The 10,576-nt window shown below is 59.6% G+C and carries 12 protein-coding genes and 1 pseudogene; 1 reads left to right on the plus strand and 12 read right to left on the minus strand.

Features of this window, described 5'->3' with window-relative positions; translation table 11 throughout:
* Window positions 1–418 precede the first annotated feature (418 nt).
* The 12 genes and pseudogenes from KHO33_RS41130 to KHO33_RS41185 all read right to left on the minus strand — a co-directional run.
* A pseudogene (locus tag KHO33_RS41130) lies at window positions 419–733 on the minus strand (ShlB/FhaC/HecB family hemolysin secretion/activation protein); the annotation flags it as partial.
* Window positions 734–763: 30 nt separating this feature from the next.
* A complete protein-coding gene (locus tag KHO33_RS41135; RefSeq protein ID WP_200568459.1) occupies window positions 764–1,699 on the minus strand; it encodes a fatty acid desaturase in 936 nt (311 codons plus the stop codon).
* On the minus strand, window positions 1,696–2,127 hold the full coding sequence (locus tag KHO33_RS41140; protein WP_200568460.1) for a hypothetical protein: 432 nt from the start codon (window positions 2,125–2,127) through the stop codon (window positions 1,696–1,698). The genes KHO33_RS41135 and KHO33_RS41140 overlap by 4 nt, the downstream gene beginning before the upstream one ends.
* Window positions 2,124–2,972 carry an alpha/beta fold hydrolase gene (locus tag KHO33_RS41145; protein WP_200568461.1) on the minus strand — a complete coding sequence of 283 codons (849 nt, stop codon included), beginning with the start codon at window positions 2,970–2,972 and terminating at the stop codon, window positions 2,124–2,126. Before KHO33_RS41145 ends, KHO33_RS41140 begins: the two co-directional genes overlap by 4 nt.
* Window positions 2,973–3,662, minus strand: a complete 690-nt coding sequence (locus tag KHO33_RS41150; protein ID WP_200568462.1) for a 4'-phosphopantetheinyl transferase family protein — start codon at window positions 3,660–3,662, stop codon at window positions 2,973–2,975.
* A gap of 20 nt (window positions 3,663–3,682) precedes the next feature.
* The gene (locus tag KHO33_RS41155) at window positions 3,683–4,570 is read right to left on the minus strand and encodes an SAM-dependent methyltransferase (protein WP_200568463.1); all 888 of its coding nucleotides are present in this window, start codon (window positions 4,568–4,570) and stop codon (window positions 3,683–3,685) included.
* A complete protein-coding gene (locus tag KHO33_RS41160) occupies window positions 4,563–4,859 on the minus strand; it encodes an acyl carrier protein (RefSeq protein WP_200568464.1) in 297 nt (98 codons plus the stop codon). The genes KHO33_RS41155 and KHO33_RS41160 overlap by 8 nt, the downstream gene beginning before the upstream one ends.
* On the minus strand, window positions 4,856–5,794 hold the full coding sequence (locus KHO33_RS41165) for an acyl-CoA desaturase (RefSeq protein WP_200568465.1): 939 nt from the start codon (window positions 5,792–5,794) through the stop codon (window positions 4,856–4,858). Before KHO33_RS41165 ends, KHO33_RS41160 begins: the two co-directional genes overlap by 4 nt.
* A 33-nt stretch (window positions 5,795–5,827) precedes the next feature.
* Entirely contained in the window at window positions 5,828–7,471 is a 1,644-nt protein-coding gene (locus KHO33_RS41170) for a fatty acyl-AMP ligase (protein ID WP_200568466.1), read from the minus strand.
* A 448-nt stretch (window positions 7,472–7,919) separates the two neighbouring features.
* Window positions 7,920–8,264 (minus strand): hypothetical protein, encoded by a 345-nt coding sequence (locus KHO33_RS41175; protein WP_200568467.1) that lies wholly within the window; start codon window positions 8,262–8,264, stop codon window positions 7,920–7,922.
* A 116-nt stretch (window positions 8,265–8,380) separates the two neighbouring features.
* Window positions 8,381–8,728, minus strand: a complete 348-nt coding sequence (locus KHO33_RS41180) for a hypothetical protein (protein ID WP_200568468.1) — start codon at window positions 8,726–8,728, stop codon at window positions 8,381–8,383.
* Between the two features lie 79 nt (window positions 8,729–8,807).
* The gene (locus KHO33_RS41185) at window positions 8,808–9,188 is read right to left on the minus strand and encodes a hypothetical protein (protein ID WP_200568469.1); all 381 of its coding nucleotides are present in this window, start codon (window positions 9,186–9,188) and stop codon (window positions 8,808–8,810) included.
* Window positions 9,189–9,347: 159 nt separating this feature from the next.
* On the opposite strand from KHO33_RS41185, the gene KHO33_RS41190 reads away from it, so the two are divergent.
* The gene (locus tag KHO33_RS41190; RefSeq protein WP_200568470.1) at window positions 9,348–10,325 is read left to right on the plus strand and encodes an IS5 family transposase; all 978 of its coding nucleotides are present in this window, start codon (window positions 9,348–9,350) and stop codon (window positions 10,323–10,325) included.
* Window positions 10,326–10,576 lie beyond the last annotated feature (251 nt).

Raw genomic sequence — 10,576 nt, forward strand, 5'->3', positions numbered from 1 at the left:
GCGGCGCGCTCGCGGTGGCCGGGCGGCAGGCAGTACAGCGCAAGCAGGACTGGCCGGACACGCTGATACTGTACGGACGCGTCGTCGACGCGATCAGGCGGGCCGATGCCGGTGAAGCGCAGACTGCGGCGCTCGCGCTGATCGACCACACCGCCCCTGGTGACGATGGATGACCGGGTTCTCAGGAGCGATGTCGCCGATGTGCTTTCCACTCCGGCTCGGGCGTTTCATGTCTTTCACCCGGCCCGGGCGTTTCATGTCTTTCAATTTCAGCCTGGCGTTCACTATCGGGACTGGAATTCAGGGATTGTGTTTCGGGCTCGTGATCGTTGGACGCGGCCGTGGCCGGCTTGCGGTTCCTCGGGAGGCTCCGGCGAGCGTAGGGGTGATTGGCCATGACAGGGTTTCCTCAGTTTCCTCAGAATTGCGCGGTCATCTGGAAGCCCAGCGTGACGCGTGCCGTATCGAATCCGGCGGGTTTGTAGATCGGCGTGCCGGCAAACAGATCGTACGCCAGCGCGCCATATTTCGCTGGAACACTGCCGCGTATGCCGATTACCGCCCCCGCCAGTTGCGTACCGGCCAGGAATGCGGTGTTCGGCCCGAACACATGGCCGTAATCGATGCCGGCATACAGCGACTGGCCGGTCTGGCCGATGGGTATCTGCAGTTCGTTACGCCAGTAAAAACCCTTCTCGGCCGCGAGCAGCGTCCCGCCGTCGAAGCCGCGCACACACCTCTACGCGATCCGTCAATTTTTTGCTCAAAGCTTGCCGTGAATCCGCTTTTCCTCTATTTCGTGAGGTGCCGGATCAGGCACCATGGCGATAACGCCCAGCTTTTGAAGAGCCCAGTAGAGTAGCTTCATCGGGTCAAATTCCTTGTCTATCGCAGGGGAAAGAATTCGAGGAAATGCATGGTGGTTGTGATGCAGTGTGGCACCGAGCGTCAAGGACGACATAAACACCAAGTTGGTCGATCGCCCTTTGGTCTGGAACTTGGAAGAGCCCACGCAGTGGCACAGTCCATTAACCACAAATTCTGTGAAGAAGTAGCCCACGAACACCCGGAAAGCACCGAAATAGGCAAACCATTTGATGCCTAGCTCCTGACCGCCTATTGCCCATCCAAGCGCACACGGGATCAAGAAGCCTGAGTAGGAAATCGCGACGAAATGCTTGTCGAACCACCTCAGCATTGGCTCATTGAGCAACTGGCCAGCGTAGAACTTTTTTGAGGTGAGAACCCGGTCAAATTTCCACCCCATGGATGCCCACCACAATCCAATGGTCAGTACCGCGAACCGGTTGTCGCCGAATTGCCAGGGAGAGTGCGGATCTCTATCCACAATATCGACGTGCCGATGATGCCGCTTGTGGTTTGCCACCCATTGCACTACCGAGTCCTGACACAGCAGCGTGCCCAAGAGGGCCAGAAAACCTCTGAAGAATCGGTGCGTTGTAAACGTCCGATGCGTGAAGTACATGTGGTACCCAGTATTGGCACCCAACGCCGTCCCTATGAATGCGACCGGCAAGACGTAGAAGGCATCCCAGGGCGACAGAAACAACTGCTGCGCGGCGATCACCGTACCGGTCACCACCAGGCAAGTTGTCAGCACGAAATAGCCCAAGCGCCGCAGGTAAGCCTGGCCACGCAAGACAACCACTTCCCCTTGATCGAATGTGGTAGCTGTCATGACAGGACTTTCAAAAGTAAAGTTAGCAGAAAGGCACCGACTGCTACGATCGATAGCGCCGAGGCAAGAATCTGCAGGCGATAGATCAGCGCAACGCTGGCTTGGGTTCGATCATCGTCCCATGCCTTGTTGAGCCAGCCGCTGAGCGTGCAGGCGAGAAAAAAGCTATAGGCTGCCACGCTGAACGGCACCAGGGTATATGCCGCATCAGCTCCAAACAGCTGCGCCAGCGCCACCGACAGCGCAATAAGCGAAACACCTCCCACGCAGGTCGAAAGGTGGGCCACGCGCCAGAGTTCGGTTCTTTTCGTGTCACCGCTGCGTTTCGTCAGCCCGTGGGGAATGCCCAGCATCGTCCCTGCACAAAACAACAGGACGCCTAAGAGCGAATAGAGTCCGCCCGCAGGCGTAAAGATCGCCGTGTTCATGCCGACATGGACAGTTGCGTCGCCGGCTCGGAAACGAACTGCGAAACGCGCGCGACCACCCCGTCATCCTGCAAAATGCGCATGTGCCCTAGGCCCTTGGTGCAAACGAGTTCGGCACCTTCGATGGTAAGAGATACCATCTCGCCGTCAGTCAAGGGAATGTACTGGTCAGTCGCATCGTGAATCAACAGGCAGGGCGTCGCTAAGTCCGGCCCGATGGTCTCGAAAGAGAGCTGTTCTTCGGGGCAACGGTGCAGTTGCTCCATCAGGGGATACATCTTTTCATGCGACCGGGACGGCAAGCCCACAAACTTAGCGAATCCGCTCACTACGTGCCGCAGCGAGAACGGGCAAGAAATCAGGACGGCACGTTCAGCACGCACCCCCTTCCGCAACGCAATGGCGACGGCCGCCGCGCCGAACGAGTGGCCGACAATCGCGTGCAGCGGGCCGAATTGCTTGGCTGCGCTCTGCACGGCCTCGGAGAACTCCACGAGCGTCGTGCGTTTCTTGGCTGATGATCCGTGCGCCGGCCCGTCGAAGGTAACGACGCGGTGGCCCTTTTCGGACAAGTCCATCGCGATCTTGGCAAGCTGGCTCCGGCGCCCCTGCCAGCCGTGGACTAGCAGCACCGTGGGGCCATCACCGCCCCACACTGTCGCGGCGAGCCGTTCCTCATCAAAGTGCAGCACGTCGTCCTTGCCCAGCGCGATGCCAGCCGTTTCCCATTTGGCGGCTGGAAATTTCCGCGGCGCATAAAACACCGCGACGGCCAGGCGGGCCGCCAAGCTGGAGGAAATGACGTCCAGCAGCCTGAACAAGATGCGAAATAATTTGAGTTGCATTCAGAAGCTCCGATTAATGGTTTTGCATGATCTGAAAGTAAAAAGCCGGAATCGCCTCATGCCTTCGGCGGCGCAAGCAAGCGAGCAATCCGGCGTCACGGACAGGGAGGCTACCGTCCATACGGCTATTCCCGTGCTCGCGGCATTAGTCTGGTGCTCAAGCGGTGGAACGCTGCCCAGTCCAGACAAACCCAAGCCCAGCCCTTTGAGAAGGGCTTCCTTGCGGGCCCAGCAGTCCCAGATTTGGCTCGGCTCCGTTAGCGTTCGTTCCCTTCCGGTCAACAGGCGCGCCACGGCCGCAATGGTCGCCGACTGCTGCTGATGCGTCTCAAGATCTACGCCAACACGGGCCTTGCGTGCTAGTGCGATCGCAATGCCCCGAGCACAGTGGGACAGGCTGATGTTGAGCCGGTGGTCGCGCGAGCGACGTGGATTCACGAGCCGCGGCTGACCCGTCGCGGTCTTGCGCAACTCGATCTCGCGCTGGCTCACACCTAGATACCTGGAGGCCAGCAGCCGCAAACAAAACCGGGAGACGATGAATTCGACTCTGGCCTGCCCGCTGATGAAGGTGCGCGACATCTTCTGTTCCGCCCGCGAGAGTCCGGGCAGCAACGCGCCAGCGCGCAGACGCGACGACTGCCACACCACGAAAACGTGGATTTGTCCGGCTCGCGGCTGACCAGTCATGGAACCTCGAAGCACGCCCACTATCGGATCACAACCGGCTTTGCGATCTTGCGCGCTTTGATGCGGGTGAGATTCACCGTGCCCGTGTGAAAACCCACCACAAAAACGCCAAGGTACTTCTCGTACTTCTCGTAGACGACTTCGCCCATCATCGCAATAGCCGCCTCGCGGTTCTTGCGCAGGCCTGCGTACCAGCATTGCAGGGTCTTGGCATAGTGAGCGCGGTCGTTACGCAGCGCGACGACTTCAAAGAGACCGTCGCAGGCCGCAAGAATCTCGGACGCGCGTGGCAGTTCGGATTCGGGAAAGATCTCTTCAACGAAGGGATTGGGATTTCCCTCGTCGTAGTTCTCGTAGACGATGCTCTGCAGGGAAAGGTTGCAGTCGGCCGTGGAGTTGTCGTGGCACCACTTGAAGAAACTCCGGTAGGCATCGGCCTTTGCGCTTTTTGACAGCCCCGCCTTCGCGAAGTGCTCGAACGCGCCGATCGACACGATGGCATCGTAGGGCGAGCAGGGTTGATGGTCACTCCAGCTTTCCAAGAGCACCGACACGTTGTCGCGCTTCGACGCCTTGACCCAATCGGTCTGCGCCTGGCTCAAAGTCAGGCCCACAGCGTTCTTGACGTTGTAATTCGTCACGGCTCGGTCGAGAAGGGCCCCCCACCCGCAGCCCACGTCGAGGAGATTGCCTTTGTCGGTCGCCTGCGCCTGCGCCAAGTGAAAATCGAGCTTTCTCAGCTGCGCTTTCTCCAGGGTGTCGCCCGCTTCCCAAAGCGCGCATGAATAGGCCATCGTCGGGTCAAGCCACAGCGCGTAGAAATCGTTACTGATGTCGTAGTGCGTTTGAATGGCCTGCGCAGACGCACCGCCTTCGGCCTGGGGAGCAGTGGCAATCGCCTCAGTCATTTGCTACCGTCCTTCCCATGACCACGATGTGCGCGGCCGCCAGCTCGATCGTAGGATGCTCGTAGAGCAGCGTGGGATCGATGTCGTATTTCAGCCAGTCCATAAGGTCGCCGCTCAGCGTGACGGCGGACGCGGAGTCCAGGCCGTATTTGCTCAGAATCGTCGTGCGGGATATCTTTTCCTTCTTCATGCCGCGCAAGTCGGCGATGTAGGAGACGAGCCATTCTTCGATTTGAGCTTGCGTGGCGTGCAGGCCGGACTGGACTGCCGGCATTTCTTGGTCGTTCATGGTTTTCCTTGGGTTAGATTGGATGAAGTGGCGACTTCTTTGCGGGCCAGAGCCTCGGCGTTGGGGTACTGCACGTCGGTGCACAAACCGAACTTGCGCAGTGCGCGGATCACGCCGAAGCCGAGATCGAGTTCCCACCACTTGTGCCCGAACTTCGCGGAGCTGGGATAGGCGTGATGGTTGTTATGCCAGCCCTCGCCCATGGTGACGAGTGCGAGCCAACCGATGTTTCGGCTGTTGTCATCGCTCGAATAGCGGCGATATCCGAATACATGGTTAAGCGAGTTCAGACCCCACGTGATCTGATGCACGAAGAAAATCCGGAACAGCCCGCCCCACAGCAGCCCTTCAATCACGCCTGCCCATCCGCCAGGCGCGATCGCTCCGATCGCCGCAGGGATCGCCAGACCCAAGAGCACCCAAAGGGTGTAGTAGCGGTTCAGCGTCGTCACGATATGATCTTGAAGGAGGTCTTTGGCAAACATCGGGACGTTGGTGATTTCGCCCTTGAGCATCCATCCGAAGTGCGCATGCCAGAGACCCTTGATCCGGCCTGCCACGCTCGTGCCGTGCATGCACGGAGAGTGGCAGTCGTCCTTCGTATCGCTGAACGCATGGTGCCGACGATGACTGGCCACCCAAAACAGCACCGGCCCCTGTGCAGCCATCATACCCAGCACAGCGAGCACTGCCTTGGTGGCAGGAGTGGGTTTGAATGCCTTGTGCGTGAACAGCCGGTGAAAGCCCACTGTGAGCCCTGCCGTCGTCAACAGGTACAGCACTACAAAAACCACCATAGATGCGGCGCTCACGCCGAACGTCAGCGCCCAGTAGACAGCGCCGACCGCACCGATCGCCGGCACAGCCATCGTCAAGAATGCGACGCGCTGCTGTGCACGCGCGAGGGCAGGATTTATAAGCAGGATTTTTTGCACGATGCCTTTCAGTTTTGGTAAATGGAGCGCCGCCTACATGGGCAGCTGTAGAAGCTTTTGCGTCACATAGAGCTGCTTGCATGCGAAGCGGCTGATTTTTCCGCTGCTGGTGCGAACTAGGCTCCCGGCTTTGACGGGGACGAAGGCGCTCACGCCGATGCCGTGACGCTGCATCACGAGGCGTGATACTTCGTCCCGCATGGCGATGAGATCCACGGCGCGAAGCGTGCGTGAGCTCACCTCCTGCACAAGCACTAATTCTTCGGTCGCATGGCCTTCCACGCTGAAGGCGGCGACGCCCTCCTGTGCGAGGAGCGGCTCTGCGATCTGCGCGGTTGCTTCGATGTCCTCGGGAAAGAAGTTCTTGCCGCGGATAACGATCAGGTCGCTCAAGCGACCGGTGATGAATAGCTCTCCGCCCAACTTGAAGCCAAGATCCCCCGTGCGAACCCCGGCCGGCGAGCCGGGTCGGAACGACCGGTCATTCTTCCCCCAATATCCACTCGCCACACTCGGACTATGGACAAGCACCTCTCCGACCTCACCTTCCCGGCACTGCTCTTCGGAGTCAACGCGCAGAATTTGAACGTGTCCGCCTTCTGCCGGCTGCCCGCAGGAAACCAACTGCCCCCTGGTCGGCGCACTGACGCCCCGCGCCGTGATGCGCGAGTCGGAAGACTCAACAATCAGAGGGGCCTCGGCTTTCGGCACAGCAGCAACAATCAACGTCGCCTCTGCCAAGCCATAGCAAGGGACAAATGCTGAGCGTCGAAACCCTGCGTGGGAGAATGTGGCGCTAAAGGCGTCCAGCGTGCTCGCCTTCACAGGCTCCGCTCCATTGAAGGCAAGCTCCCAGCAGCTAAGATCGATGTGCGGCTCGAGGGTGCCGGCCTTCGCGACACACAGGTCGTAGGCGAAGTTCGGGCCTCCGCTAGTAGTCGCCCGATACTTGTGAATGGCCTGCAGCCACCGCAGCGGACGTTGGACGAATGAGATGGGAGACAGCAGCGTCACCGGAAAGCCCGCAAACAGCGGTTGCAATATCCCGCCTACGAGGCCCATGTCGTGATAGTGAGGCAACCAGATGACGCCGGTGCTCTCGCGCGTATGCCCGAAAGCCAACTCGATCTGACGCAGGTTCGCAAACAAATTGGCGTTGCGCAGCATCACGCCTTTCGGCTTGGATGTACTGCCGGAGGTGTATTGCAGAACAGCAACGTCGGGTTCGGCGACGACTTGCGATCGAACGATCTTCGCGCAGTCGAAATTGCCGTCGGTAGTCGCAACGACGGCGCGGTATGCGTCAGGCAGCATCGCGCCGACCTGCTCAAGAAAGGCAGTCTCGGTGAAGATCGCCGCAGGCTCGCAATCCTTGATAACGTGGTCCAGCCGATGGGCAACATCATTGGACTTCGGCATGGGCAGCGGAACTGCCACCACGTTCGCCAAGAGGCACGCAAAAAAAGCCTGAATGAATTGAAGTCCTGCCGGGTACAGCAGCACCACGCGTTGCCCAGGCGGGATGTGCCGCCTGATGACGGCGGCCAGATCGTGCGCGCCGGCCGCGAGCTGCCCGTAGGTCAGGCAGAACTCCTCACGGTCGTTTGGAAGATACCGGTACCCGAGCTGGTCGGCGTCTTCACGCGCCCTCTGCTCCAAAAGCTGCGTGAAGTTCATATGAACCGTGCCTTCCGACCGGAAGCGCCGTCAGAGAATGGATGCGCGACAGGTCCGTGCACATACGTTGGCGCGTACGGCAAAGCCGTCAGGCTCAGCATCTGCGGCCTGACACAACGATGGCAAGAATGTGACGCAGATTGAAAATGGGCTGCAGTGACCTTGGCCGGCAAAATGGCCCAAGCAAATAAAGACACACTCCTCCTTCCCTCGAATCGGTACGTAGCGACATGCAGCCCATCAGCGATGGCCATCACGCGCATTTTTGTCAAATGTTCTTTTTCGTTGCGAACACAACGGGCTATCATAAATAGCCTGCAGGGTATCGAAAGGTCTCGGTAACAAACGAGTCAAATAGCGTTGAACGTTGTCGTGCAACAACGTTTTTTGAAAATCGGATTTATCCGATTGCGGCGGCAGGTTGGTTGCGACTAAAACCAATGGAAAGTTATGCTGGCTTCCGTACCGGCAAGGCGCGTGCGCTCGTGTTAAACGCATCCACCCGATGTTCACCGCCGTGGTGGCCGTCGAGCAGGCTGCGCATCACGCGGTTGTGCACGCGCCGGAACGCTTCCACATCAACCTGCGCATTCAGCTCGAAGCGGATCACAGCCTCCATCAGCAGCGCGAACAGCGCGTCGCGCTCGGAGGGCGATTCCATACCGCGCTCGATGGCTTCGGCCAGCGCGAAAATCTTCGAACGCTGCGCGTAGTGACGCTGGCAGGCCTGCAAAATTTCGTGCGTAAAACTGTCAAGCAGCCTGTCAAGCGTGGACGAATTCCGATGTTGCATTGCCCATCTCCAGAGATCATCTAAACCGTTGAACAGTCACGAAAGAACCGTGGTGTACCAGAACATACATATAGGAATACTGATCGACTCTGCCGATTGCAAATCGACGAAGGCGATCAGTGCCGGGGCGTTGTGGATAGCGCGAAGGCGCAAGGCTCTATCCCGCCTTCTGCTGCGGATAGTGTCTCTGACTCGGAAGTCCACCCGTTGCAGCGTTGCCGGAGCTGGTCCAGTTCGAGTTCAAGATTCGCCCGGGCCTCTTCCGCGACGCTGCGCAGTTGCGTCACGAGGGGCGTGCTGTCAAGGTTCGACGCCTCCATGTATTGAATGGTGGCGGCGAGCTTGACCAGCTTCGCAAACAGATCGGCGTAGTGCTGACCTATGCGCAGCGTGTCGGCGACGGTTTCTTCGAGCCGGGAAGTGCGCGGGGTGGGCCTGTGGTCTTGCGGAGGGCGTTGGGACATGATCCGGTCCTGTGTAGACGATCAGAAGCCCGCAGTGCAGTCGGGACGAGGGCACGGTGACGGCGAACGGCAACAGCGGTCAGTGCCGGGTCGTGGTGGATGGGCCGAGGCGGCAGGCGTGAAAGAATCCGCCGTGGTCGGTGTCGTGCGGGGTCGCGCCGAGCAGCCTGCGCAGCAGCTGGTTGTGGAGGCTGCGGAATGCTTCCGCATTGATCTGGGTGTTCAGTTCGAAGTGGATCGAGGTTTCACTGAGCCGCCCAAACAGCGCGGCAGATTCGTCCGCACACATCGCGCCGGCGTTCAAGGCTTCGGCCATCGCGATAAGCCGGGTGAACTGTTCATAGTGCATCCGGTGGGCAAGATTTACGCTCTCAACGAACTCATCGAGCAGGCCCGTGAGAGAGGATGAGAGGAAGTGTTCTGCGAAGGCTTCGGGAACGTCGGCAATACGACTGGGCATGCAGAGGACTCCTTCGAGTGGGGCCGCTCGCGATTCCGCCTAAGGGACGGCGGGTGAGCGAACGAATGACAGTGGCAAGTCGCGTCCAGAACGGCCTTCCGGCCCTAAGGCTACGCTGAAAAAGGTCAACGCCACTGAGCCTTCAATCGTTAGATGCGCATGAAACAACAGACCCTTGCAATGGCTGCCGATCAAGGCGCCGGATTTGAACAGTACCGTCGGCCAACGAAACGCGATGTGTTCCTCGAGACGATGGAGCGGATCGTGCCGTGGACGCAGTTGTGCGAGGTTGTCGAGCCACACTATCCGACGGGGCAAGGTGGTCGCCCGCCAGTGGGTCTGGAGCGCATGCTGCGCATGTACTTTGTGCAGCACTGGTTCAACCTGGCCGATGAAGCGTGCGAGGAAGCGCTGCTGGACAGTACCGCCTTGCGGCGATTCGTTGGGATCGATCTGGGGCGCGAGCGTGTTCCCGATGGCACGACGCTGTTGAAGTTCCGCCGGCTGCTGGAGCGCAACAAGCTCGGCGAACAGTTGTTTGCCAAGGTGGGCGAGATACTGCAAGGGCGCGGGCTGAAGGTAGGCACCGGCACCATCGTGGATGCCACCATAATTGGTGCGCCCAGTTCCACGAAAAACGCGGACAAGGCGCGAGACCCCGAAATGCATCAGACGAGGAAGGGGCAGCAGTGGTACTTCGGCATGAAGCTGCACATCGGTGTGGATAGCCAGACGGGACTGGCACACAGCGCGGTAGTGACGGCGGCGAACGTGCACGACAAGCATCCGCTGCCGACCCTGCTGCATGGCGCCGAGCGGCGTGTGTACGGTGACAGCGCCTATGCAAGCCAGAAGGAACTCATCGCCAGCAAGGCACCGCAAGCGAAGGACTTTACCAACCAGCGTGTGCGCAATCGCAGTGGCGAAGTCGATGAAACCAGACGCTCGAAAAATCGCAACAAGTCCAGGATACGTGCCCGGGTCGAGCACGTCTTTGCGGTGGTCAAGCGGCTGTGGGGCTTCGGCAAGGTGCGCTATCGCGGCCTCGCGAAGAACGCCACGCGCGCCTTTACTGCACTCGCGCTGGCCAACCTCTACATGAGCCGCACGCGGCTGATGGCACAGGTGCGCCCATGAGCGGCCAAAGTGGGTCGAGAGACCCGCTTGCAAGGCCCTTCTGGGCCACGAAACGGAACCAGTCACGTCGCTGATCTCGCATTCCGCAGTTCAGCAGCAAACCGTCGGCGAAACGGCGGCTTCTTCAGCGTAGCCCTAACGCCCGGACGCTGGCAACAATTACTGAAATACATGCGATCGCTTTCCCGTGACATCGGAAACCGGGTTGCACCGCTAAGGGCGAGCTACTCCACGGCAAGATGCGAAAGTCA

The sequence above is a fragment of the Paraburkholderia nemoris genome (genome assembly GCF_905221015.1).
In the GTDB taxonomy this organism is placed as follows: Bacteria; Pseudomonadota; Gammaproteobacteria; order Burkholderiales; family Burkholderiaceae; genus Paraburkholderia; species Paraburkholderia nemoris.